Here is a 24,675-nt window from a genome sequence, read left to right as displayed (position 1 = left end):
GTGATCCCGCAGACATCATGCAAAAGATCGTTAAAGATCCTGTTCTGTGCCTGGGCATGAGTGCATTAGAGGAAGATGCGGTAATGCATCAAATCGAGTCTCTGAATCATGCTGACTCAAGCAAATGCCTTACATTTATGGAATCTAAAATAAAGATATTAGTTATTAAGTTTGATCGACAGCCGATATTTAAATCACTTGCCTCCTTGCCAATGAAGATCCTAGTTATCAATAAAAAGGACAGTAAGTGGTGCTATATTAATTCATATCAAAGATACAAGTTATTTCTTCAGCAAGATTATCAAGTTTGTGAAAATTGCAATTTTTTCTCTCTGGTTTCTTCATTGCCGCAACGAAAATTAAGCAAACTAGAGCTTTCATGGTGGCAAATTACAGCTCGTTGGAAAAGCTATGTGTTGAGCTTAGTCGGCTTGTCAATATTCACACTATTATCAACATTGCCAGTTTTAGCAATGGGGCCCATCTTTGATCAGTTAATACCAACGGGTCAAATCAATCAATTGATTATAATTTGCATTGGTCTTTTCACTAGCCAATTAATTGGCACATTATTCAAAACAGTTTCAACGGTCTCTATTACATTTGCGCAATCATCTATTGATTTCCATGGACTCATTAGTTTAGTTAATCGCTATTTGGCTGCGAAGCCAAGTGCACTTCCATCATTATCACTAAGCCTGTGGGAACAAAATTTCAAGACAGCTCTGGCATTTACTTCCAGTGCAAGAGCACTTTTGATTTCGATACCTATAGCATTACTGACAATTGGAACCTATATGGTCGTTTTTGGATTCTACCTGCTAGAGCCAAGAATCGTTTTTTTAATTCTTTTATTAAGCTCTCTTCCTGCATGGGTTTCACTTGTATCTGGATACATAACAGGTCGAATATCATTTCAATTGATTCGGAATCAAGCAGAAAACAATCAAATTATTATTGATACGGTTCGCTACATCAATGAAATCCGATCGATGGGGCTTGAAGCTTTATTCGATCAATCATTTACAAATACGAAAAATCGATATTACAAGATGATTCGATCCGTCAATCAATGGAGCAGCTATGGAGTTCTTTTCTCGAGAATCGTAAGCTCACTGTTGGTTGCATTAATCCTATTTGCTTATTCAACAACTACTGGAATATCGCAAGGAAAATATCTAGTGATGTTCACAGCATTTTCTTTTATTTCTTCGGGTTTTTCGCAAGTAGCCGAGGCTATTTCCTCGCTCATGATTGCCTTGCCAACTTACTTCAGTAAAAATAGTTTACGAGGTCTTGAGCAATTTGAACACCTAAGACTTTCGTGGCAGCCTTCTTCGCCGATGGATCCGTTTGAACCAATCCAATCTATTGAACTCAAACAAATCGCTTACAAGCACACCAATACAAAATATAACATCATTAGCAACTTAAATCTTATTTTTGAGAAGGGAAGAAAATATGCAATCACAGGTGAGCCTGGGTCAGGTAAATCAACGCTGATTAAAGTGCTCGGTGGAATTCATGATGCTAGTGAGGGGGATATCATCATTAACAACACTCTCTTGTCGCACAAACAAAGTATCAAAAACTTCGCTAGAATCATGGTTATTCCTCAGAGTCCAAAACTTTTCGGTGCAACCATACGCGAATTTTTAGACCCTTGGAATCATCATCCAGATGACGAAATTATTGAGGCTTTAAATAATTGTGCTTGCAAGCAAATCTTCAAAGGCCTACCCATGGGTCTCCAGACCAACTTAAGTGAATCTTCCCAAGATCTCTCCAATGCAGAACTGCAACGCCTGCACATCACGCGCGTTGTGCTAGGCCAACCAACTGTTCTTTTATCAGATGAACCCACATCGTATCTAGACGAAGAAAGCCATCTAAGTCTATTGAACAAGCTGCATCAATCCTGTTCGATTCACATTTCTTGCCTACATCGCCTCAGCGCAGAAGACTCATTCAACGAAGTTATTCGCCTTGAAACTCAAAACAAATACCTAGATCAAGAGTCGTAAGAATGGACCAAAAACAGCATTTCCTCAAACCTTATCTCCAGAAAATTTCCAAGCACAAACTGCGCTTGATATACGAAGCCTGCAACAAACAGCGAATTTTTGTCGAATACTCATCTGATGCTTATGTCAACGAACCCGATGGCTGGCTTCAGCTTGATTTATTCCTTGAAAAACTCAACCAAACTCAACAAGATTGCGGCAATTATGTTTCACATCCATTCCTATTTGAAGGATCTATTTTGAGCCCAGAAATTTACTCTAGAATAGGTGGTCCGCAGACGATTGACTTACAATATAACCAGATTCGAATGGCGCGTTTTTTTGCCGGCAGTCGTGGAACCGGAACCCACGTTCATCAACATACTCGTGCCTGTTTCGAATGCCTTCAAGGAGAAAAACTCTGGTTTCTCGCACCCCATTCGGTGCAAAACAGTTCTGCTCTTACAAAATTCAACCATGAGATTTCTGGGCCAAGTTCGCAGTCGCTTTCAAAATGGTTTGACGTAGAAATCAAAAAACTATGGCCCCAGTTGAAAGGAGCACAATTCATACGAACCAAAGAAGGTGAGGCTTTATTCATACCCGATCGATACTTTCATGCCACTCTCAATCTCACAGCTTGCATCGGCATTTCCTACTCATGGAGGTCTAACTATCTGACCCTTCAGAATGATGCGTTAAAATCAATCCTGGAATGAACGAACTAGCAAAAAATATTACCTTACCCTTGCATTAGCGCACAGGACGTATTGCAAACAAGGCATGGAAGTCAGGTCGATCTGAGGCGGATGAGAACATTTTGAGCAGCACCTCGCTCAACCCTCAATGTTTGTAGATATCGTCCACAGTTTGGTTCAGAGTGCTTACCCGCATCTGCCTGAGACGACGATATCTATGCGTTCACTAGGAAACATGACCTGTTAGACAGGGTCAGGGCCAGTGGCGCAGAGCTTGCTCCGCCTCTTCCCGATCATCGAAATGCACTTTCTCAGTGCCGAGGATCTGGTAATCCTCATGCCCCTTGCCGGCGATTAACACCAGATCACCGCAGCGCGCCTGCGCGATCGCCAAGGCAATGGCCTTGGCACGATCGACCTCAACCTGACGCTCGGCAACGGCCGGGAGACCGGCCACCACATCCTCAAGAATCTGACCAGGATCCTCCGTTCGCGGATTATCGGAGGTCACCACCACCCGATCCGCCAGCGCAGCAGCGATGGCCGCCATCTGCGGTCGCTTGCCCCGGTCGCGATCACCGCCGCAGCCGAACACGCAGATCAACTGCCCCCTCACAAAGGGACGACAGGCCTCCAGTGCGTTGCGCAAACCATCCGGTGTGTGGGCATAGTCCACAAGCACGGCGGGATGATCCTCTGCGGCTGAGCCAGTCACAACAACCCGTTCCATCCGACCTGGCACGCCGCGGAACGAAGGAAGAGAGCGCAACAGCAGGGCCAAGGGCAATCCCTGCTGAAGCAGGGCACCCACAGCTTGCAGAAGATTCATCAAATTGAAGCGTCCCACCAGCGGTGAGTGGAACCGGCCTTCACCAAGAGGCGTGACAAGCATTCCATCCACGCCGTTGGACGTCATGCGCAAGTCGCCCATGGTCAGATCAGCTTCGTGCTCAAGACTGCATCGCCAGGCTCGCTCACCCAACCGATCCGCCAGCTGCAGGCCCCAGGGATCATCCACGTTCACCACCGCCCTGGGCCCCTCGCCCACCAGATAGGGCGAAGCGAACAACAGGGCCTTGGCCTCGAAATAGGCCTCCATCGACGGGTGGTAGTCGAGATGGTCCTGGGTGAGATTGGTAAAGACGGCTCCCGAGAAGCGACATCCCGCCACGCGCTGCTGATCGAGGGCATGGGAGCTCACTTCCATGGCTGCCACCTGGGTGCCCCCTTCCAGGGCTTCCGCCAGCTGAGCCTGCAAGCGATCGGCCGCCGCTGTTGTGTGCGTGGCGGTGAGGCTGTGGCCGGGCCATCGATTCACCAGGGTTCCAAACAAAGCAGCAGGCCGACCGCACGCCTGGCTGAGATGTTCAATCAGGTGGGTGGTGGTGGTTTTGCCATTGGTGCCGGTCACACCGATCAACTCCATACGCATGGAGGGCCGCTGCCAGAAGGCCGACGCCAGCTCCCCAGCCCAGAAGGCCACGGGATCCGGCACTACGAGTACGGAATCTCCAGGGGCCGGTGGATGGGCCGCTGCCGCCCGCTCACCGATCAGGACCGCTGCGGCACCCGAGGCCAGTGCCGCAGGCCAGAAGCTGCCTCCATCCACCCGTTCTCCAGGCAGGCCGATGAACAGGCTGCCCTTGCCAACGCAGCGGGAATCACAGGTGAGTGCTGTCACCGTTGCATTCGCCACCCCAGCAGGCATAGGCAAACCCACGGCATTGAGCAGGGCATGGAGCGTCTGCGTCATCACCAATCCCTGAATGAGAGATCGTTCTAGACCGATCCTGCAGCGTTGGCGCAGACCCGTTGCAACCAGCTGAACAGTCCCTCTCCGGAAAGACGGGGAGACACCCGTGGCAGGGGGCTGCTGTTCAGAGCCAGAACTGGAACCTCGAGGTCATAACGAGCCTTCAGGCCAGGTTCCACCCCAGGGGCATCAATATCCACCACCTGCAGAGCAAGCGGAGGCTCAAGAGCTGTGAGATCAAGGGCATGAAGCCGCTGCTCAAGCCCTTCACACAGACAGCAGCCCTGGCGGCTGTAGAGCGTCAACACGTGAAGCATGGAAGGGTGAACCACAAGCCGATCAATCCGGTACGGGGTCACACCCGCAGGGGGTGAGAGGGTGGCAACGGCTGATTCTGCGCAACGTGAGCCAGCCGCCCCGCCAGGGACCATGTCGCTGGATCGCCTCGAGCCCATAAGCGCTGCAGCTCGGGATGAAGCGGCAGCGCGGGCCGAGCAGCGGCGAGAACCAGCGGCGATAGAAGCCAATCAGGGCCAACATCACCTGAGCAAGCGCACGATTGATGCGCCCCACAAAGAAGGTGTTCCGATCGCCCGATAAGATGGTCGATTCGCGCATGTTGATCGCGATGCTGACACTGCGTTCAGCATGGCGTGCCAGCGGCGCGAAGGTCCAACCATTCCTTCCCCTATGTCTCGTTACCGCGGCCCTCGCCTGAGGATCACGCGGCGCTTGGGAGACCTCCCCGGTCTCACCCGGAAGGCCGCAAAGCGGTCCTATCCCCCCGGTCAGCACGGCCAAGCCCGTCGCAAGCGCTCTGAATACGCGATCCGTCTCGAAGAAAAGCAAAAGCTCCGCTTCAACTACGGAGTCTCCGAGCGTCAGCTCGTGCGCTATGTGAAGAAAGCGCGCGCCCAGGAGGGTTCCACTGGAACCAACCTGCTGAAACTGCTCGAGAACCGTCTCGACAATGTCTGCTTCCGCCTCGGATTCGGCCCCACCGTCCCCGGTGCCCGTCAGCTGGTGAACCACGGACACGTGACTGTGAATGGTCGTGTCACCGACATCGCCAGCTATCAGTGCAAGCCTGGCGATGTGATCGCAATCCGCGAGCGCAAGTGCAGCAAGCAACTTGCCGAAGGCAACCTGGAATTTCCAGGCCTGGCCAACGTGCCGCCACACCTGGAGCTCGATAAACCCAAGCTCAACGCCAAGGTGGTGGGCCGCTGCGAACGCGAGTGGGTCGCCCTTGAAATCAACGAACTGCTGGTGGTGGAGTACTACTCCAGAAAGGTCTAACCTTCAGTCACCAACTGGCTTTTGGGGCAATTCCGAGAGCCAAGACAAACTCTTGCCCCCTCCATCGATGGCGGGCAGGAGTTTTTTTATTCAGATGTGGCACCAGTCAACGTCGCTCTTCGGCAATTTTGAACAACAGCTCCAAATGGTTGACCTGTTGTTCCAAGGTCGCTTCGCGTCGTTTCAATTCGAGCTCTCGCTGATGAGCTTGCTCGTCCATCTGCGCGCGACCACCATTCATCATCTCTGAATACGTGAGAGCTCTCGGCTTTCCAGGGAGCGGCGATGGGTCAACCATTCACAAAATCCACTAAGGTGAGTGAAACAATGGCGAAACCGTGAAATTTCGCGCCATGTTGAACTGATTTTTACCACTCGCCACATCGTTCGGCACGACCTCCCTACAAAAAGTTCTCCGAATGATTCGCGCCTACACCATTAACCAACGAAGGCCATTCCCTTGAGCAGCGCCGTCACCAAACCCTTGCCAACAACACCACTGAGGCGCATTGATTTAAACATCAAGCCTTACATGGTAAGTGACGACAAAATCGCCTCATGGCAGATCATCAATACAGCCATTCCCTTAATCCTGTGCTGCGTTGCGATCGTTAAAACCACAGAACAGCTAAACGTATTGTCGTTGATACTAACGCCAGGCCTGTTCGCCTTAATCATTTTATTTTTAAGCAGAAGCTTCTCATTAATGCATGACTGTGGTCATCACAGCTTATTCAAGTCTAAAACCGCTAATCGCTCTGCCGCATTCCTACTGAGCATTTTCCATGCAATGCCGCACCACCCCTGGTCAAGAGGTCATGCCTTCCACCACAAACACAATGGCAATTGGAATCGATACAGAGGCCCGTCGGCCTTAACGACGCGTCGCGAATTTGAGAAAAAGGGCAAGAATTCCCAGTTTCTCTACCAAGCACTGCGCCACCCTTTAACTCTTTTCCCTGGAGGCTTCTACTACTTAGTGATCAAGCCAAGAGTGGCATTGCTTTTGGGGTTTGTTGAATTGATTACCAATGGAACCATTGATGGATTCCGAAAAATTTCTAGCAGAAAGCTATTCAACCCATTTATATTTATCAACAATCACAAATCCAGCTTCTTCTACACAAAGGAAGAGGTTTACGACACACTTGCCAATACCCTATGCATCTCGCTCGCATGGTGGTGGATCGGAAGCGCAATCGGATATTGGCATTTCTGGATTCTTTATACCTTAATCATGAGCACAAGCGCAGCAATTATGATTGCTGTTTTCTTTGTTCAACACAACTTCCCAGGTTCTTATGCGAGTGACGAAGATCATTGGAGTTATTTCAAAGGGGCTATCGATGGTTCATCGTTTCTGATCATGCCTCCTGTTCTTAACTGGTTTACCGCCGATATCGCTTATCACCACGTGCACCACCTGTCCGAAAGGATCCCCAACTATCGCCTCCGCCATTGCCACGAAGACCGACAAAACAATTTTGACGGAGTCAAGAGGCTCCGGCTAGACCAGCTCTGGGACTGCTTCTCGCTCATCCTTTGGGACAATGAGACGCTGCAACTCGTCTCCACAAAACAATCATTCAAACACTGATTTCATTGGTCAGCGAATGAGATTGGCCTTAAAGAAACCAAGACCCAAACCAAAACCTTTCGGCTTGTCTTCGAGGAAGGTGATCGCAAGTTCAAAATCCATCAACCCTGCCGCTTCAATGAATTCGCGAGAAAGCTTGCCCTCTCGTTGTTCGAAATAGCGAGAGTGGATTGCTTCCTTATTCTCGCTCAAAAAAGTAACGATTTCGCTGAGAACGTGATCTCTCCACTCGTCTTTCTGGGACTGCAAAGGGTTCTCAGTCACGATGACGCCTGGACACAAGGCATGACCCTAGTGGGTTCGCAAAGACCATTTCCTAGCCTTACAAGCTGAGCGGAGTCACCCCTTGCAGCATCCCGCGACCGCACCCGCTGATGCCACCCGTGCCATCCATCACGGCGAGAGCTTCGCGGATGACACCGGCACGGTGATGCCGCCGATTTACGCCACCTCCACCTTCGCCCATGGCAATCCTGGAGGCTTTGACTACACCCGTTCAGGCAACCCCAATTTCCGCATTCTTGAAGGTGTGCTGGCCTCGGTGGAACGGTGCGACCACGCCACCGTGTTCGGCTCGGGGGTGAGTGCGATCACAGCCATCGCCTCCACCCTCCAACAGGGAGACCTGGTGCTGTGCGAGGAGAACCTCTACGGCTGCACCGTGCGTTTGTTCGAACAGGTGTTCGCCAAATTCGGCGTGCGCACTGAATGGGTGGATTTCACAGATCCCTCATCACTAACGGCAATCGCCGAGCTCCAGCCCGCCATGATTTGGCTGGAGAGCCCAACCAACCCGCTGCTCAAGGTGATTGATCTAGAAGCGGTCTGCAACGCAGCCCGCAGCGTTGCGGTGCCTGTTGTGGTCGACAACACCTTCGCCACAGCCCTGGTGCAGCGCCCTTTACAGCTGGGTGCCACGCTCTCGCTCACCAGCACCACCAAATACATCAATGGGCATTCCGATGCCCTCGGGGGCGCCGTCTGCACAGATGCCCCTGAATGGCATGAGCGCATGGTGTTCGCCCAGAAGGCTCTGGGCCTGATGCCGTCTCCCTTCGACTGCTGGTTGATCACCCGAGGCATCAAAACCCTGCCACTGCGGCTGCGCCAACAGATCGAAAACGCGGCTGCACTGGCCGACCATCTGGCCGACCACCCCCAGGTGGAATGGACTCGCTATCCCCATCGCTCTGACCATCCCCAGCAAGCTGTAGCCCTTAGACAGATGCACGGCGGTGGAGCCATTGTGACCATCGGTCTAGAGACCAGCCGAGAACAGGCCTATGCGGTGTGCAAGGCACTGCGCTGGTTCACCATGGCGGAAAGCTTGGGGGGCGTGGAGAGCTTGATCTGCCACCCCGCCACCATGACCCACGCCGCTGTGTCCCCTGAAGTCAAGAGCAAGCTGGGCATCACCGATGGGTTGATCCGTCTGTCAGTTGGCTGTGAAGACGTCGCCGACCTGATCTCGGATCTCGATCAGGCCTTAGCGACGCTGTGATGAGTCCGCGCAACCTGCTGGAGGATCCCTGTTGGCAGGGGCACGATCTTGGCCATCCCCTGCCGGATGCCACCCATGCGGTTTCGGTCGCGCTGCCACGCTGGAGCGACGTGATCGCCTACGAGGAAAACGAACCCTCGTGCCGTGCGGCGCTTCGCGCGGTTTACCCACGCTTCGGACTGCATCCGCTGGTCAGGGAACTGGCGGATCTGGCACTGAAGGAGTCTGGATTGGCGCCGTCAACTGGATACAGCTGTTGGCCCTATCCCACTGAAGCCGCGGCCGAAGCAGCCGGGAACCATTGCCAGCGACAGGCCCTGGACGGCTTCAGCGCAATCCGAACGGTACGGGGTTTGCCCTGCCTGGTCGCTGACCCGATCAGGACGATGGCCGCGAAGGCCTTCTGGCAACACACGGGCCTGGGTGCATCGTCGCGCCTGGCGGCCATCGCCCTGGGCAAGGAGGCGTCGCCTGATACGGCGATTGCCAAGTCAGCCCTGAGCACGGTGATCCAACGCCTGGCTGGGATCTATGGCTGCGCTGAGGACGCCATCAGCCTGCATCCCTCCGGGATGGCTGCACTGCACTCAGCGCTTCAACGCATCGCCGTCCTCCATCCCGGGCGGCCGGTGCTGCAGATCGGCTTTCCCTATGTGGATGTGCTGAAGCTGCCTCAGGTGGTCTTCAGCGGAGCGGAGCTGCTCCTCGACGACACACCCGCACAAGTGCAGACGGCCTTGGATCGTCTCCAACCGGGAGCCATCGTGGTGGAACTGCCGAGCAACCCCTTGCTTCGCTGCGTGAATCTGCCCGAAATTGCAGCGCTGGCGCACGAACGGGGGATCCCGGTGATCGCCGATGACACGATCGGCTCCGGACTCAACATCAACGCGCTGCCCCACGCGGATTTGGTGTTCAGCTCCCTCACCAAAAGCTTTGCCGGACGCGGCGATGTGATGGCAGGGAGCCTGGTGATTAGTCCTTTTTCCCCCTGGTGGGAGACCTGGGCCCGGAGCACGGCATCACCTCAGGCCGTTGCGGATCTCGCAGACGCCGACGCCATCGCCCTGGAACAGGGCAGCTGCGATGTGGCCGAGCGTGTTGCCAAGCTCAATGCCAACACCCAGTCACTGGCGATCAGGCTTCAGGAGCATCCCGCCGTCGCCCAGGTGTTCCATCCGGGACGCTGCGAGCGGTTCAACAGGCTTCGCCGTTCCGATGGAGGCCATGGTTGCCTGCTGTCGTTCGCGCTAAAAGCAGGAGCTGAGAAGGCAGCACGGGTCTACGACGCCCTGCAGGTGTGCAAGGGCCCCAGTCTCGGCACCGCATTCACCCTGGTCTGTCCCTATGTGCTGCTGGCCCATTACGGGGAATTGCCCTGGGCCGAAACCTGTGGGGTTCCCTCACACCTGCTGCGGGTCTCCGTGGGACTGGAAGATCACGACCAACTTTGGAGCCGTTTTGATCGGGCCCTTTCGGCCTGACCTGAAGATCCTCTTAACACCAGCATTCCTGACGGGATGAGCTCTTTAAAATCGGTGGACTAGAAACGCCTTCACCGACATGTCACGCGTTTACGCCGACAACAGCCAGGCCATCGGCAACACACCGCTGGTGCGTCTCAACCACGTCACCAAAGGCTGCAAAGCCACCGTGCTCGCCAAGGTTGAGGGTCGCAACCCTGCCTACAGCGTGAAGTGCCGCATCGGCGCCAACATGATCTGGGACGCCGAAAAGCGAGGGGATCTCACCGAAGGCAAGGTGATCGTTGAACCCACCTCCGGCAACACCGGCATTGCCCTGGCCTTCACCGCCGCAGCTCGCGGCTACAAGCTCGTGCTCACAATGCCCGAGTCGATGTCCATCGAGCGTCGCCGTGTAATGGCCGTGCTCGGCGCTGAGATTGTGCTCACCGAGGCCGCCAAAGGCATGCCCGGTGCCATTGCCAAGGCCAAGGAGATCGCCTCTAGCGATCCCGCCAAATATTTCATGCCTGGGCAGTTCGAGAATCCCGCCAACCCTGAAATCCACTTCAAAACCACAGGGCCTGAGATCTGGAACGACTGCGACGGTGCCATTGACGTGCTGGTGGCCGGCGTTGGCACCGGCGGCACGATCACCGGCGTGTCCCGTTACATCAAGAACGAGGCCGGCAAGGCGATCGAGTCTGTGGCAGTAGAGCCCAGCCACAGCCCCGTGATCACCCAGACCCTCAATGGTGAGGAGATCAAGCCTGGTCCTCACAAGATCCAGGGCATTGGTGCTGGCTTCATCCCCAAGAACCTCGATCTTTCCGTGGTCGACAAGGTTGAGCAGGTGACCAATGAGGAGTCCATTGCCATGGCTCAGCGCCTCGCCAAGGAGGAGGGCCTGCTGGTGGGAATCTCCTGCGGTGCAGCTGCGGCTGCTGCCATCCGGCTGGCGCAACAGGATGCCTACGCCGGCAAAACCATTGTGGTGGTGCTGCCCGACCTGGCCGAGCGTTATCTGTCGTCCGTGATGTTCGCGGATGTGCCCACCGGCATCATCGAACAGCCTGTCGCTGTCTGATCGAACCCGTCACCGGGGGCGGGCATCCATGAGGACCGCTCCCGGTGCAATCCACATCGCATCCCCGTAGGAATAAAACCGATAGTCGCTTGCCATCGCGAGCTCATACAGATCCAGCAGCCGCTCTCTCCCAATCAGGGCACTCACTAGAAGGAGCAGGGAGCTTTTGGGGAGGTGGAAGTTGGTCAGTAATCCATCCACCACCATGAATCGGTAACCGGGCTGGATGACCAGGTCCACTGGCCCTTTGAGCGGTTGCAATTGCCCACCGCCGGCTGCAGCAGCCCCTTCCAGAGCCCGCACACTCGTGGTTCCCACTGCGATCACCCGCCCCCCGCGTTGGCGGCAGGCCTGCACAGCAGCCACAAGCTCCGAGGACACCTCCACCCATTCGCTGTGCAGGCTGAGTTCCCGCAGATCCTCGGTTTCCACAGGCCGGAAGGTCCCCAGTCCCACGTGAAGGGTCACGCTGGACATCTGCACGCCACGCTCGCGGATCGCCTGCAGAAGGTCATCACTGAGATGCAGCCCAGCGGTTGGTGCAGCTACTGCACCGGGGCGTGATGCATAGCGCGTCTGATACCGCTCCTGATCCGAGTCGTCGTGGCAGGTGATGTAGGGCGGAAGCGGAACTTCTCCGTAACGCTGCAGCAAGGCCTCGATCGCGATGGCGTCAGCAAAGGCCGGCGGGAACTGCACAATGCGTCCGCCGCTGGCTGGATCGCTCGCCAGCACCTGCAGGGGCAGCGGATCCTGTTCAAGGGCCTCGAGCCAAACCTGATCACCAGGCCGCAATTTCTTGCCAGGGCGTGCCAGACACAACCAACGTCCCTCTCCCCTCGGCTCCAGCACCAGCAATTCCCCCAGACCGCCACCGGAACGCCTCACCCGCAAGCGGGCCTGCAGCACCCGGGTGTCATTCACCACCAACAGATCACCGCTGCGGAGTTCGTTCTGCCAGTCCCACACCGTCCCATGCCGCCCCTGCAGGGAGGACGCCTCCAGAGGCGGAACCATCAGCAGTTTTGCAGCATGGCGCGGCTCAACCGGCCTCTGAGCGATCCGAGCTTCAGGAAGCTCATAGTCGTAGGCACTCAGCTGAAGATCCCTGGGATCAGCCACACTCTGTTTTGATCATTCGTCCATCGTGCCTGAGGGTCAGGACGACGCCCCGGACGACGGCTTCGGAATGAAATAGCGAACGATCGAAAACACCCGGCTGTGATCGTTGGACAGTGCCGCGAACAGGTTGCGGGCCCTCTGGTTCAGCAACATGGCGTCCAGTCGGTCGCGCGGGATGGCCACCGGCATCACCACCGTGGTGATGCAATCCGGTTGCGATTGCTCCGTTTCCATCACGAAATCGCAAAACGGATCGAGAAGGGAACTGTATGGACTCTCCAGGAGAACCAGGTCCAAGGCTCCGGTCTCACGCCCGGCGTAGCGATCCCAGGCTGCACTGATCGGACCGGCCTGCTCAGGGTTCGCCAGCACGACCACGGCCGTGACCGAATCAGCAAAGGAGCAGGCGTAGCGCACAGCTTCAAATGATGGGCGGCTCAGCGCTGCCATCCAGACGATGGCGTGGTGGCCGAGGGGAGGATCCCTGGGGATCACCTGGAGTGGGCTCATGGCCTCGTCCGGTGCGATGGCCTCATACACCTCCCGGTAACGGCGGCGGATTCCTGCCAGACCCCACACCAGCAAGGGGATGGCAATCACCACCGTCCAGGCGCCCTCGTCGAATTTGCTCACCACGATCACCAGCAGCACCACGAAGGTGGTGAATGAACCCAAGGCGTTCATCGCCATGCGTCCCTGCCACCCCTCACCACGCAGCCGCCACCAACGGCGCACGAGCCCGAGCTGCGAGAGGGTGAAAGCACTGAACACCCCAAGGGCGTAAAGATTCACCGCAACCGTGGTGTCGCCACGACAAACCAGGATGATCGCTGCGGTGATGCCCAGCAGCACACCGATTCCGTTCTGATAAACCAGGCGGTCGCCCTGCCAGCTCATCTGCAAAGGCAAGCAGCGATCCTCCGCCAACATGGCTGCAAGCCGCGGGAATCCGGCAAACGCCGTGTTGGCCGCCAGCACAAGAATCAGCAGTGTGGCGATCTGAAGCACCCAAAACAGAACACTGCCAGAACCGAACACGCGCTGACCGATCTGGGCCAGAACGGTGACGTCGGGATTGGGAGCGATCCCGTACATGAACCCCATCCCACTCACCGCAAAAAACATGGCGGAGAGCAGAAGGCCCATCACCAGAAGCGTCTTGCGAGCATTCTGCGCAGCTGGCTCCCGGAACACCTTCACGCCGTTGGCGATGGCTTCGATACCGGTCATCGCTGAACATCCCGAACTGAAGGCCCGCAGAATCAGAAACAAGCCGATGGGCTCCAGCCCGGCCGTGAGTGGGGGAGCATCGGGCGTCCAGCCATGGTGAAAGGTGAGATCCTTCAGGCCACCGATGGTGAGCAGGGCGATCATCACCACAAACACATAAGTGGGAACCGCAAACACCCGGCCCGCCTCTTTCACGCCGCGCAGATTGGCCCAGCCCACCAGCACCAGCAGAACCAAGGCAATCGGCACTTCGTAAGGCAGAAGGCTGGGAGCGAGGGACGACAGCGCCTGGGTTCCAGCCATCAAGCTCACGGCCGCCGTGAGGGTGTAATCGATCAGCAGCGCGGCGGCGGCCACCAATCCCACATTGCGGCCCAGGTTGTCCCGCGCCACCACATAGGATCCACCGCCATTGGGATAGGCCGCAATGGCCTGTCGGTATGACAGCACCACAATGGCGATCAGAGCAATGATCGCCAGGGTGATTGGGACCGACAGGCGCAGAGCTGCACTACCGCCGAGGATCAGGATGCCGAGCGCTGCTTCTGTGGCATAGGCCACCGACGACAACGCATCCGACGAAAGAATTGGTAGTGCCTGAATGCGCGGCAGTCGCTCGTCATCACCACTCGAACGCGGCAAAGGGCGACCGATCAAACGAGAAAAAATTGAAACGGACACGTGTCCAGCCAATCCATTTCAAGAGTGGCAAAACTCTTCAATTCAGACCGCTAGCGCTCTTGAACAGAATCGGGAGCCAGCCTCAGAGAGCCAGGCTTTCAGGACGCGTCTCGATCAGCTCAGCTAAATCCTTGAGGAATGCAGCTCCATCAGCGCCGTAGATCACCCGGTGATCCGCTGTGAGGTTCACCTGCATCTGCCGCTTCACCGCGATCGAACCGTCTTTTCCGGCTACCACCGTTGGCCTAGAGGCAGCGACCGCAAGGATCGCACCGGTGCCGGGAGGAAGAATGGCATCAAAGCGATCCACACCGAACATCCCAAGGTTCGAGAGGGTGAACGTTCCGGTGCTGTATTCCTCGGGCTGCAGCTGCTTGCTGCGGGACCGTTTCACCAAATCACCCCACTGACGGGAGAGTTCATAAAGGTCGGTGCGGTCGGCCTGACGCAGCACGGGCGTGATCAACCCACCGTCTTCCATGGCCACGGCCACCGCCACATTCACATCCGCGGGGTAGGCCATCCCTGCCTGGGTTGTGGCGGCGTTGACCTGGGGATGGCGCGCCAGTGTGACGGCCACCGCCTTGGCCAGAAGGGCTGTCATCGTCACACCCTTGGGTTTGACCTGCTTGTAAAAAGCGTCGAGCTTGTCGGTGGTGATGGTGTAACCCACACGGAAGCTGGGCACAGCCAGGCTGGCCTCCATGTTGCGGTTCACCGCAGCCTGCAGGGTGTTGAAGGGCACCGTCTCCCCGGGGCGCCCGAAGCTGTTTCCAGCGGGAGCACTTGGTGAGGCGGGAATGGCGCCACCGGAAGACGCTGCGGGTGCCGTGCCTTCACCCACCTGGGGAACGGACACGGGCCGGCCGGCGGCCCGCTCAACGTCCTCCGCTTGGATGCGACCGTTGGGGCCACTTCCTCGCACAAAAGACAAATCCACACCCATCTGGGCGGCGAGTTTCTTGGCACGCGGACTGACGATCAGGCGCCCGGTCCCTGTCGGTGCTGGTGCGGGCGTTGCTGCGGGGGCCGGCGTCGCTGCGGGGGCCGGCGGGGCCTGGGGAGTCGGAGCTGGAGCGGGCGCCGGTGGTGCCGCTTTCGGGGGTGCACTGGACGGAGCCGCCACAGCACCAGACGGTGCCTTGGCTTGCGCCTCCGCAATTTCCGCCTCTGATTCCACAATCAGTCCAATGGTTTCCCCCACCGGTGCCGTGCTGCCGGCAGGCATCAGCACAGCGGCCAGAAACCCTTCGTTGAACGACTCCACATCCATATCGGCCTTGTCCGACTCAACGACGAGAACGGACTCACCCCGAGCGACCCTTTCACCTGGCTTCTTGAGCCACTCCACGATCTTGCCCTCCGTCATGGTGGAGCTGAGGGCAGGCATGAAGATGTCGTGGGTCGCCAAAGCCGTCTCCGGATGGACTAAGTAGAGGGGGATTTTACGGGCCAGCAGACCGCGGCCCGTTGACGGGATCAACCCTGCTCAATCGACTCGATCACCCCGTCGCGCACGACAACAGCCACCTGCATCTTGTTAACGAGGTTGTCTCCCACCTGCACATCGCAGAAGCTTTCCAGCTGGCCTTGCTCCACGATCTGTTCCATCTCGAGCTCACGCACCTGAGCCTGCTGCTGCAGCAGGTTGCGCTTCTGCTCCTCAAGCTCGGCGCGCTTGGCCGCCACTTGCTGTTGCACCTGAGCCACCTGCTCCTGAACTCGGGGGTCCAGAGGATTGGCGCTTTGACGGCGCACATCATCAACCACCTGCTGGCCCTCCTGCTCCAGCTGAGCCAGCTGCTGGTCGGTGGTGGCGATCGCCGTGCTCAATTCGCGTTCGGCCTCCTCCTTCCAAGCCGGTGTAACCACAGCACGGACGGTGATGGAGCGCTTGATCGACAGGGTGATGCCGTCGGACATGGGAGCCAGGAAGAAGCGCCAAGCGTCTCAGCCCAACGGCCGATGGTCAAGCCAAGTAACCGACCCAGCGCTCAGCGCCCATACAGCGCTTCAATCGCCTCGGAATCCCGCTCAGAGATCCGATCGCGCCGCTGTTTCAGCGTTTGCGTCAGCAATCCGTTGTCGATCGAGAACGGATCCACCAGTGCCACACCCACAAGGCGCTCATCCCCTCGAGCGCCCACCCGTTCACTCAGCAGACGGTTGAGCTCTCCGCGAAGCAGCCGCCTCAAGCCTGGATCTCCTGGAGACCCGCCCAAATCCTCACCAGGGTCAGCGATCTGATCAAGGGCCCAGGCACGCATCGCCTCGAGACGGGGCACGACTAGCGCCCCCAGCTGACGTTCGTCCTGTCCCACCAGCATCACCTGCTCGATCAAGGGACTGGCCACCAGGGTTTCCTCGAGGGGGCCCGGCTCGATGTTCTCGCCGCTGCTGAGAACAATCGTGTCCTTGGCACGGCCGGTGAGTACCACCGATCCATCCGGGAGCAGCAGACCCAGGTCACCGGTGTCGAACCAACCTTCAGCATCCAGCACCTTGGCTGTGGCCTCGGGTTTGCCGAGATAGCCCCCCATCACCTGCGGCCCTCGCACCTGCACGACCCCCCGCTGGCGATAGCCGAGAGGCCGCCGGGTTTCGGCATCAACGATTCGGAACTCCGTTTCAGGCATGGGCAGCCCGGAGCTGCCTCGGATGTTGCGCCAAGGTCGCCGGCAACTCACCACCGGGCTGGTTTCCGTGAGGCCGTACCCCACAAGCAGTTCAATGCCCACCGCTTCGAAGAAGGAATCCACGTGGGGAGCGATGGCACCGCCCCCATTGATTGGGAAGCGCAGGGAGCCACCACTGAGCTGAAGTCGCACCTTGGGCCAGATCAGTCGGGAGGCCAGAGCATGGGCCGGCCAGCGGCTGGAGGCCTCAGCAGCAGCGATGACACGATCCCGCTTGCGCACGGGGTCCAGCATCAGATTGCGACTGCGGCGACGTGCCAGGGCATAGGCGGCACTGTTGGCCAGTGCTGCTTTCAGGAGCCGCTGGCGCGCAGGAGGGAACGTTTTCAAGACATCGTCAAAACCGGCCTGAACGGCCTCCCAGAGCCGAGGCACCGTGACCATCACCACAGGTCGAACCCGGGGCAAATCCCGTTTGAGCTGCTTGATCGTGGTGTAACTCTGCGAGCAAGCGCAGGAGAAGAAGTAGTACTCGGCGCTGCGTTCATACGCATGCCAGATCGGCAGCACGCTCAGCACTGGATCACCTGCTTCGGGGCGAGCGACACAGGCCAGGCTGCGCATCTGGTGGAGCAAGTTGGCATGACTGAGGGGCACACCCTTGGGTCGCCCGGTGGTGCCGCTCGTGTAGAGGAGCGTGGCGGTGGTGCTGGTCGCGGAAGCGCGGTCCCTCCCGAGCAGTGGGTCCGGTGCCGACGCCAACGCGCCAAGTGCCAAGAAGGCATCAAAGGAGATGGCCCCATCCGGGGCTTCTCCCTCCAGAACCAGCACAAAGCGCAGTTGCTCTCGCCCTGACGCAGGCAGTTCGAGTCGTTGCAACAACTCGGCGTTTTGCACCACCAACGCAACCGAACCTGAATCGTCGAGGATGTAGCGAAGCTCTTCCACAGGTGCCGCCGCACCCCTTACCGCATCGATGGCACCCGCCCGCATCAGCCCCTGATCGGCCACCAGCCATCGGGGGCTGTTTTCTGCAAACAAGCTCACCACGTTCCCCGTCGTGACGCCGATCCTGCGGAAGGCAGCCGCTGCCAGGCTGATCCGGTCGGCCAGCTCCCTGTAGCTGAAGCGCTCGGGATGGGTTGCATGGGGAGCATCCACGGCGAGCACTTCGCCGTGGTGATCGGAGAGCCACGGCCAGAGTTGATCAACACGCCCAAGACTCTGAACGTGGTGCTGACGGGCCAGGGCAGCCTGCTCGCGCGGGGTCGGGCGCCAGGAAGCGTGTGCGGTGGCAGTCACAAGGGTGAAACGCGGTCGCCCAGCCTTATCACCAACCTCGGCCTTCAGCAATCGCAGCGTTCGCACTGTCAACCCAGCGCAGGCCGAACCGTGCGGCCAACGCCTCACAAACAAGGGGTTGCACCTCAGAGACGCTCAAACCGGGAATCCAATCGCTGAGACGTCCCACGGCTCGCCCGGTGAGGCCACAGGGAACAACAGCCTCAAACCCCTCCATGGCGCAACACACATTCAGGGCAACCCCGTGTTGGGTGATCCAGCGCCTGCACCCCACACCAATAGCCGCCACCTTGCACCGCTCGAGCCAGACGCCCGTGAGTCCGGGGAATCGCTCACCTCTGAGACCGAGCACAGCCAGCACATCGATCACCACCTGCTCCAGCTGACGCAAGTACCAGTGCAGATCCATGCGGTGGCGATGGAGATCCAGCACCGGATAAATCACAAGTTGACCTGGACTGTGATGAGTCACCTCCCCGCCGCGATCGATGCGGTGCAGAGGGGCGGGGGGATGATCCGGATCAAAGAGGACGTGGGCTTCCGATGCGCCACGCCCCAGGGTGTAACAGGGTGGATGCTGCAGCAGCCACACGGCTGCTGCTTGCGAAGAATCGAGTCCCTCAGACTCTTTCAACAAGCGCTCCTGCCAACAGCGCTGCCAAGTCCAGGCTTGCGCAAAAGGAACCAGGTGCGCCGGCTGGAAAAGAAATGCCGCAGACCCTGTTCCGGAATCGGTCGTCGTCTCTAGGTTGCCGATAGGACGAGGCACCGGAGGGATGCCATGAAGCTGTTGATCCATGGTCGCAACTTGGATGTGACACCTGCACTGCGCGACTACACCGAAACCAAGCTCGACAGGGCGATTCACAATTTCGGCGATCTCGTGAAAGAGGCGGATGTGCATCTCTCCGTGGCCCGGAATCCACGGGTCCCGCAGCAAACAGCGGAGGTGACTGTGTTCGCCAACGGAACGGTGATCCGTGCCCAGGAACGCAGTGAAAACCTCTACGCCAGCATCGACCTGGTGGCCAGCAAACTCGCTCGCCAGCTGAGGCGTTACAAAGATCGCCACAGCGACCATCACCACAGCCACGGCCACAAGGCCAGCGAAACCCCCACCACGGAAGCGGTGCTCGACAACGAAGCCGTCGTCGAGTCCCTCCTCGACGGCAAGGAGGTGCAACTGCCCAGCCCAGGGGTGCGCCGCAAATATTTCGCCATGCCACCGATGACCCTGGAACAGGCCAGGCAGCAGCTCGATCTGATCGATCACGACTTTTATGTGTTCCGCGACAGCGGCAGCGGCGAGCTGCAGGTGATCTACCGCCGGAACCACGGTGGTTATGGCGTGATCGAGGCGCGCGGCTGAACAACGACCCATTGACTGCTTTGCCTGTCCCTTGTGATGACCGCGCCAGCGCGCCGGCAGGACCTTCCGGACCTGCCCCCCTTGATTCATCAAGCTCTCCTCAACCCCCTGCTGCTTGAGGACGACCTGCTGAGCCTCTGTGACGCGTCCCGTCAGTACGGCTTCGGTGGCGTGGGGGCCAGCCTGATTCACCTTCAGACCATCCGCCAACGTCTCGGGGGCAGTGGGCCGGTGAAGCTGATCGCCGCTGTGGCCTTCCCGTTCGGAGCCCTTCCGGCCGATTTGAAACAAGCCCAGGCGGAATGGGCTGCCGCCCAAGGCGCCGATGCCCTCGATGTCACCCCCAACCTGGCAGCGCTGGTGAACGGACAGCCCAACGTTTACGCCGAAGAATTGGCTGCGATCGCTTCTCTTGATTTGCCCATGACCGTGGTCCTGGATGTGAATCAGCTCTCGCCAGAGCAGTTAGCTCTAGGAGCCGAAGCGGCTCTGGATGCTGGAGCAGCCTCGCTGCAGGCGGGCAATGGCTTCGGTGGGGCGGTCACCACGGGACAAGTGAAGCAATTGCGTCAGCTCACGGGTGGACGCTGCGGCCTCAAGGCCGTCGGTGGCATCAAAACCCTGGACCATGCCCTCGACCTGGTCGAGGCCGGCGCCACAGCCCTTGGGACAGGCCACGGCCCTGCTCTGGCTCAGGCCTTACGGCATCCGGGATGAGTGGTGACAGACGTCTGCAGGGACTGGCCCTCAAGGTGGGTCCCCTCGGTGAGCATGACCGGCTGCTCACGCTTCTGAGCGACGATGTCGGCGTAATTCGACTGGCGGTTCCAGGAGCCAGAAGACCCCGCAGCAGCCTGGCCGCTGCCGTGCCCCTGACCTGCCTGGACCTTCAGGTGGTCGGTCGCCGCGGCCTGGCGCGGGTGCGACAGCTTCGGGTGCTGCGCAGCTACAACGGCTTGGGCCAGCGCCTGGACACCCTGGCCTCAGCCCAAGCACTCGCAGAGCTGGCGATCGCCCTGGTGAGCTCGGATGATCCCGTTCCTGGTCTTCTCGATGCGGTGCTGATCCATCTCGACCGGCTGGAAAACCTCAGCCGCACTCAAGGGGAAGAAGCTGATCTCTGCCTGGCGAACGTGGTGCAGGCGGGAGTGCATCTGCTCGCGCTTGGGGGGTATGGACTACCTCTTCAGGCCTGCTGTCGCAGCGGGGAGACCTTGACACCACCGATTGGGCAGTGGGAGTGGCGATGCAGCGTCCTACCGGAGGAAGGACTGGCCCTCGGGGCCTTGGCTGGAGCCAGACTCCAGCTGAATCCCTCGGAGCTCGCTCTCCTGCAGCGCTTGCCCCGAGCCGACTTGCCTCGCCGCAGCAACGGGGATCTCCTCGGACCGCGACCCGTCTGGCTGAAGCTACTTGCGGTGCTGGAGTGCTGGTGCCGCACCCACCTGCCCCGCCCGGTGCGCTCCCTGGCAATGGTGCGCGACTGCCTGAGCGCTGCTCCTTTGAGCGATCATGAGCCGACTTGACCAGGACCCTTGAGCGGATCCTCCCTGAACAACCCGGAACCGACACTTCCCACCGGGGGGAATCCGGATGGTCCCCGTGGTCTGCAGACCGTGGTGCGCTTCGACGGGTTCCGCCGCCTCTGGATCGGCCAGATCTTCTCCCAGCTGGCCGACAAGTTCTACATCGTGCTGATGGTGTATCTCATCGCCCAGTACTGGGTGACGAGCACCCCGCAGGAGAACGGGGCCCTGGCCGAGATCGCCTCGGCCATTCGCATGGATTTCGAGACCAGAGCCCAACGCATCACCCTCCTGGCGACCGGCGTCTACGTGGCCAACACCATTCCAGCGATGGTTCTGGGATCAGTGGCAGGGGTGTGGGTGGACCGCTGGCCAAAACGGCGCGTGATGGTGGCCTCCAACGGACTGCGCGCCCTGCTCGTGCTCTTCACCCCGCTGTTTCTGCTCCCTGGACCGCACTGGCTTGGCCTCAGCTGGGGCTACTGGGCCTTGCTGGTGATGACCTTCCTGGAATCCGTGCTCACCCAGTTCTTCGCGCCAGCGGAACAGGCAGCCATCCCCCTGCTTGTGCCCAAGGGACACCTGCTGGCAGCGAATTCGCTGTATCAGGCCACCAGCATGGGCGCCACGATCGTTGGATTTGCCCTTGGCGATCCGATCCTCCGCGGCCTGAACAACCTGTTTCAACTGGTGGGGCTGCGTGGGGGCGAGTTCCTGCTCCTGCCCTTCTGTTACGGAATGGCGGCCCTCTGTCTCAGCACGATCCGGATGCGCGAACAGCCACGCTCCCAAGGCGGTGAATCGGTCTGGAGGGAGATCGTTGCCGGTCTTCAGGTGTTGCGCGAACGACCATCCGTGAGAACCGCCATGGTGCATCTGGTCTTGCTCTACAGCCTGCTGGCAGCGCTCTACGTGCTGGCGATCAGCCTTGCTTCGGCCATCCAGGGGCTAGGGCCCACCGGTTTCGGATCCCTGCTGGCGATGAGTGGGCTTGGGATGGCTATCGGAGCGGTGGTCGTCGCTCAAATGGGCCATAGCTTTAGTCGTCGCCGCTTGGCAGCTGCAGGCCTTGGAGCGATCACCTGGAGCCTGGTGCTTCTGGGCCAGCTCCGCGGAAACCTTGGCTACACCCTCGGACTTTGTGGTCTTCTCGGACTCGGTGCAGCTCTTGTCGCGATCCCTGCGCAGACCACCATTCAGGAAGACACGCCTGAATCCCAACGCGGCAGGGTGTTTGGTCTTCAAAACAACCTGATCAACATCGCCCTCAGCCTTCCCCTTGTCTTGGCTGGAGCCCTGGTAAGCAGCATCGGACTGCTTCCGGTTCTTTGGGTGCTTGCAGCTTTCGCTCTGATCGCAGCGGTGATCGAGCGGCCATGGCAACGCTGCTAACTTCAGAGCCAGCGCTGGAACGGTGCGGTGAGGCATATCGCCTGGCTCGGCAAAAAATCTCCGTTCTGCGGGAACGTCACCTACGGCCTCAGCACCACGGAAGCGCTGAGAGCGCGTGGTCACCAGATCAGCTTTATCCATTTCGCCAACCCCGGGGCCCCCGGCAGCGACACGTCGTTACTGGCCAACGATCCAGACGTCAGCCTGCCGTATTTGGTGAAATCGCAGGTTTACACGATTCCTTCACCAGGGGCACAACGGGAGCTGAGGGAATCCTTGGAGCGTCTTCAGCCCGATCTGGTCCACGCCAGCCTCACGTTGTCGCCGCTCGACTTCCGCCTCCCCGACCTCTGCCAGCAACTGGGGGTTCCGCTGGTGGCCACCTTCCACCCCCCCTTTGATGCCGGACTGCGCAATCTCACCGCTGGGACCCAGCAACTCACCTATCAGCTCTACGCCCCGTCTCTGGCCAAGTACGACAGGGTCATTGTGTTTTCTGATCTACAGGCCGAGGTTCTGGCCCGTCTGGGCGTTCGCGAGGAACGGCTCGCCGTGATTCCCAACGGGGTTGACCCTGACTGCTGGCGACCGGCCGATACGACCCTCACCACCGTCGGCAGCCCGCTCCGGTCCGTGCGAGCACGCATCGGCGACAAGCGCATGTTCCTCTACATGGGGAGAGTGGCCACCGAGAAGAACGTGGAAGCCCTACTGAGGGCCTGGAGGCTTGTGAAACCCGAAGGGTGCCATCTGGTCATCGTTGGTGACGGTCCCCTCCACGCGACCCTTCAGAACACCTACAGCAGCAATGACGTGCTCTGGTGGGGCTACGAAGCTGATCTGGCAACCCGAGTGGCCTTGCTGCAATCAGCTGAGGTGTTTGTGCTCCCCTCCCTGGTTGAGGGCCTGTCCCTCGCGCTTTTAGAAGCCATGGCCAGTGGTTGCGCCTGTGTGGCCACGGATGCCGGTGCTGACGGGGAGGTCCTGGCTGGCGGAGCAGGCATTGTGCTGAGCACCCAGGGGGTAACCACACAGCTGCGAACGCTGCTTCCCGTGCTCAGAGATCAACCCGTGCTCACCCGCGAACTGGGCCGACAAGCTCGAGAGCGCGTTCTTGAGCGCTACACCATGAAGAGCAACATCGATGCCCTCGAGCGTCTGTATGCCGATGTGATGCGGCACGAACCGATGGCCGCTTAACGAAGCGCGCGTCCCCGCTCGGTAGCCGCCATCACGGCCTCGATCAACGCTGAACGCAATCCAGCCTTTTCCAAAACGCGGAGCGCAGCGATCGTCGTGCCCCCTGGGGACGCCACCATGTCTTTGAGCTGAGCTGGATGCAAGCTCTGCCGATCCAGCAGCGCAGCTGTGCCGGCCAGCGTGCGCTGCGCCAGTCGATGCGCTTGATCCCGCGGCAGCCCTGCAGCAACCGCTCCATCAGCCAAGGCTTCGGCGATCAACGCCACGTAAGCCGGTCCGGATGACGTGAGCGCGAGGAAGGCGTCAAGTTGCGATTCCGGCAACTCGAGCACTTCACTGACAGGCTCAAAAATCCCACGCACCCAGGCTTTTTGCTCTGGCGACACATCACGCCCCCAGGCGAGCCCACACAACCCTTCAGCCACCAGACAGGGTGTGTTGGGAACAGCGCGCACGCAAACCCTGCCTGGGAATGTGCTCTGCAACCGTTCCAAAGTGACACCGGCCAACACAGAAATCAGCAGCGGCGGCTCACTTAGGGGAGTGTTGCCGGCAGATTCAGCGACCTGATCGAGCTGTTGCGGCTTGACAGCCAGGAGCTGAACAGGAGTTTCCCATGCCTGAGGAACACGAGGATCACCACTGGAAATCACTGTGATTTCAGAAGGCAGTTCAGGTTTGAGGCGAGCCACTGATCGCTCGTGACCAACCACTGCAATCAGATCAGAACCCCGAAGGGCACCACTTTCAACCAAGGGACGCACCAAGGCCTGAGCCATGCGCCCCATGCCGATCACACCAACGGCAAAACTCACG

General features: G+C 58.7%; 24 protein-coding genes. 13 read left to right on the top strand and 11 right to left on the bottom strand.

The genetic code is table 11. From position 1 onward, the window contains the following. The first annotated feature begins 17 nt into the window (after window positions 1-17). A complete protein-coding gene (locus SynPROS71_RS03335) occupies window positions 18-2,024 on the top strand; it encodes an ATP-binding cassette domain-containing protein (protein ID WP_222929540.1) in 2,007 nt (668 codons plus the stop codon). Between the two features lie 2 nt (window positions 2,025-2,026). After that, the gene (locus SynPROS71_RS03330) at window positions 2,027-2,722 is read left to right on the top strand and encodes a hypothetical protein (RefSeq protein WP_186596599.1); all 696 of its coding nucleotides are present in this window, start codon (window positions 2,027-2,029) and stop codon (window positions 2,720-2,722) included. Between the two features lie 232 nt (window positions 2,723-2,954). On the opposite strand, the gene SynPROS71_RS03325 is transcribed toward SynPROS71_RS03330, so the two are convergent. The 3 genes from SynPROS71_RS03325 to yidD are packed head-to-tail and all read right to left on the bottom strand — an operon-like array spanning window position 2,955 to window position 5,072. After that, complete coding sequence (locus SynPROS71_RS03325; protein WP_186596597.1) at window positions 2,955-4,454, bottom strand: UDP-N-acetylmuramoyl-L-alanyl-D-glutamate--2,6-diaminopimelate ligase; 1,500 nt, start codon at window positions 4,452-4,454, stop codon at window positions 2,955-2,957. Window positions 4,455-4,480: 26 nt separating this feature from the next. Further along, complete coding sequence (locus SynPROS71_RS03320) at window positions 4,481-4,771, bottom strand: glutaredoxin family protein (protein ID WP_186597842.1); 291 nt, start codon at window positions 4,769-4,771, stop codon at window positions 4,481-4,483. A gap of 22 nt (window positions 4,772-4,793) precedes the next feature. Next, on the bottom strand, window positions 4,794-5,072 hold the full coding sequence (gene yidD, locus SynPROS71_RS03315) for a membrane protein insertion efficiency factor YidD (protein WP_186596595.1): 279 nt from the start codon (window positions 5,070-5,072) through the stop codon (window positions 4,794-4,796). Window positions 5,073-5,144: 72 nt separating this feature from the next. On the opposite strand from yidD, the gene rpsD reads away from it, so the two are divergent. The 3 genes from rpsD to SynPROS71_RS03300 all read left to right on the top strand — a co-directional run bounded on the left by rpsD (window position 5,145) and on the right by SynPROS71_RS03300 (window position 7,350). After that, window positions 5,145-5,753 (top strand): 30S ribosomal protein S4, encoded by a 609-nt coding sequence (rpsD, locus tag SynPROS71_RS03310; RefSeq protein ID WP_011932503.1) that lies wholly within the window; start codon window positions 5,145-5,147, stop codon window positions 5,751-5,753. A 67-nt stretch (window positions 5,754-5,820) separates the two neighbouring features. Then, a complete protein-coding gene (locus SynPROS71_RS03305) occupies window positions 5,821-6,003 on the top strand; it encodes a hypothetical protein (protein ID WP_186596593.1) in 183 nt (60 codons plus the stop codon). A gap of 210 nt (window positions 6,004-6,213) precedes the next feature. Then, a complete protein-coding gene (locus SynPROS71_RS03300) occupies window positions 6,214-7,350 on the top strand; it encodes a fatty acid desaturase (RefSeq protein ID WP_255442325.1) in 1,137 nt (378 codons plus the stop codon). Window positions 7,351-7,359: 9 nt separating this feature from the next. On the opposite strand, the gene SynPROS71_RS03295 is transcribed toward SynPROS71_RS03300, so the two are convergent. Beyond that, window positions 7,360-7,614, bottom strand: a complete 255-nt coding sequence (locus SynPROS71_RS03295; RefSeq protein WP_186472700.1) for a hypothetical protein — start codon at window positions 7,612-7,614, stop codon at window positions 7,360-7,362. 82 nt (window positions 7,615-7,696) lie between these two features. Between SynPROS71_RS03295 and SynPROS71_RS03290 the strand changes: the two genes are divergently transcribed. From SynPROS71_RS03290 to cysK, 3 genes are all read left to right on the top strand, one after another. Then, the gene (locus tag SynPROS71_RS03290) at window positions 7,697-8,851 is read left to right on the top strand and encodes a PLP-dependent aspartate aminotransferase family protein (protein ID WP_186596591.1); all 1,155 of its coding nucleotides are present in this window, start codon (window positions 7,697-7,699) and stop codon (window positions 8,849-8,851) included. Continuing rightward, window positions 8,851-10,335: a PLP-dependent transferase gene (locus SynPROS71_RS03285; RefSeq protein ID WP_186596589.1), complete on the top strand. Its 1,485-nt coding sequence runs from the start codon at window positions 8,851-8,853 to the stop codon at window positions 10,333-10,335. The genes SynPROS71_RS03290 and SynPROS71_RS03285 overlap by 1 nt, the downstream gene beginning before the upstream one ends. A gap of 79 nt (window positions 10,336-10,414) precedes the next feature. Then, entirely contained in the window at window positions 10,415-11,401 is a 987-nt protein-coding gene (gene cysK, locus SynPROS71_RS03280) for a cysteine synthase A (RefSeq protein ID WP_186596587.1), read from the top strand. Between the two features lie 9 nt (window positions 11,402-11,410). On the opposite strand, the gene queA is transcribed toward cysK, so the two are convergent. The 6 genes from queA to lipB all read right to left on the bottom strand — a co-directional run bounded on the left by queA (window position 11,411) and on the right by lipB (window position 19,141). Next, window positions 11,411-12,523 carry a tRNA preQ1(34) S-adenosylmethionine ribosyltransferase-isomerase QueA gene (gene queA / locus SynPROS71_RS03275; RefSeq protein ID WP_186596585.1) on the bottom strand — a complete coding sequence of 371 codons (1,113 nt, stop codon included), beginning with the start codon at window positions 12,521-12,523 and terminating at the stop codon, window positions 11,411-11,413. Window positions 12,524-12,559: 36 nt separating this feature from the next. After that, on the bottom strand, window positions 12,560-14,446 hold the full coding sequence (locus SynPROS71_RS03270; RefSeq protein ID WP_186596583.1) for an APC family permease: 1,887 nt from the start codon (window positions 14,444-14,446) through the stop codon (window positions 12,560-12,562). A gap of 70 nt (window positions 14,447-14,516) precedes the next feature. Next, complete coding sequence (locus SynPROS71_RS03265) at window positions 14,517-15,845, bottom strand: dihydrolipoamide acetyltransferase family protein (protein ID WP_186597840.1); 1,329 nt, start codon at window positions 15,843-15,845, stop codon at window positions 14,517-14,519. A 68-nt stretch (window positions 15,846-15,913) separates the two neighbouring features. After that, window positions 15,914-16,357 (bottom strand): YlqD family protein, encoded by a 444-nt coding sequence (locus SynPROS71_RS03260; protein ID WP_186596581.1) that lies wholly within the window; start codon window positions 16,355-16,357, stop codon window positions 15,914-15,916. 71 nt (window positions 16,358-16,428) lie between these two features. After that, window positions 16,429-18,372, bottom strand: coding sequence for an AMP-binding protein (locus tag SynPROS71_RS03255; RefSeq protein ID WP_186597839.1), 1,944 nt, complete (start codon window positions 18,370-18,372; stop codon window positions 16,429-16,431). Between the two features lie 28 nt (window positions 18,373-18,400). Further along, on the bottom strand, window positions 18,401-19,141 hold the full coding sequence (lipB, locus tag SynPROS71_RS03250; RefSeq protein WP_186597838.1) for a lipoyl(octanoyl) transferase LipB: 741 nt from the start codon (window positions 19,139-19,141) through the stop codon (window positions 18,401-18,403). 12 nt (window positions 19,142-19,153) lie between these two features. Here lipB and hpf point away from each other — a divergent pair, with 12 nt between their 5' ends. Genes hpf through SynPROS71_RS03225 form a run of 5 tightly spaced genes read left to right on the top strand, consistent with a single transcriptional unit; the run spans window position 19,154 to window position 23,859 of the window. Then, the gene (gene hpf, locus SynPROS71_RS03245) at window positions 19,154-19,741 is read left to right on the top strand and encodes a ribosome hibernation-promoting factor, HPF/YfiA family (protein WP_186584201.1); all 588 of its coding nucleotides are present in this window, start codon (window positions 19,154-19,156) and stop codon (window positions 19,739-19,741) included. A 36-nt stretch (window positions 19,742-19,777) separates the two neighbouring features. Continuing rightward, window positions 19,778-20,458 (top strand): 2-deoxyribose-5-phosphate aldolase, encoded by a 681-nt coding sequence (locus tag SynPROS71_RS03240; protein WP_186596579.1) that lies wholly within the window; start codon window positions 19,778-19,780, stop codon window positions 20,456-20,458. Further along, window positions 20,455-21,267 (top strand): DNA repair protein RecO, encoded by an 813-nt coding sequence (gene recO / locus SynPROS71_RS03235; RefSeq protein ID WP_186596577.1) that lies wholly within the window; start codon window positions 20,455-20,457, stop codon window positions 21,265-21,267. Before SynPROS71_RS03240 ends, recO begins: the two co-directional genes overlap by 4 nt. A gap of 9 nt (window positions 21,268-21,276) precedes the next feature. Further along, window positions 21,277-22,659 carry an MFS transporter gene (locus tag SynPROS71_RS03230; RefSeq protein ID WP_186596575.1) on the top strand — a complete coding sequence of 461 codons (1,383 nt, stop codon included), beginning with the start codon at window positions 21,277-21,279 and terminating at the stop codon, window positions 22,657-22,659. Between the two features lie 27 nt (window positions 22,660-22,686). Beyond that, window positions 22,687-23,859, top strand: coding sequence for a glycosyltransferase family 4 protein (locus tag SynPROS71_RS03225; protein ID WP_186596573.1), 1,173 nt, complete (start codon window positions 22,687-22,689; stop codon window positions 23,857-23,859). Here the strand turns inward: SynPROS71_RS03225 and proC are convergent. Further along, window positions 23,856-24,674 carry a pyrroline-5-carboxylate reductase gene (gene proC, locus SynPROS71_RS03220; RefSeq protein WP_255442323.1) on the bottom strand — a complete coding sequence of 273 codons (819 nt, stop codon included), beginning with the start codon at window positions 24,672-24,674 and terminating at the stop codon, window positions 23,856-23,858. The genes SynPROS71_RS03225 and proC overlap by 4 nt on opposite strands. Window position 24,675: the final 1 nt, after the last annotated feature.

It is taken from the genome of Synechococcus sp. PROS-7-1, from assembly GCF_014279795.1.
In the GTDB taxonomy this organism is placed as follows: domain Bacteria; phylum Cyanobacteriota; class Cyanobacteriia; order PCC-6307; family Cyanobiaceae; genus Synechococcus_C.
Note: the sequence above shows the minus strand (reverse complement) of the source record. Positions and strands in the feature narration are given on the sequence as shown.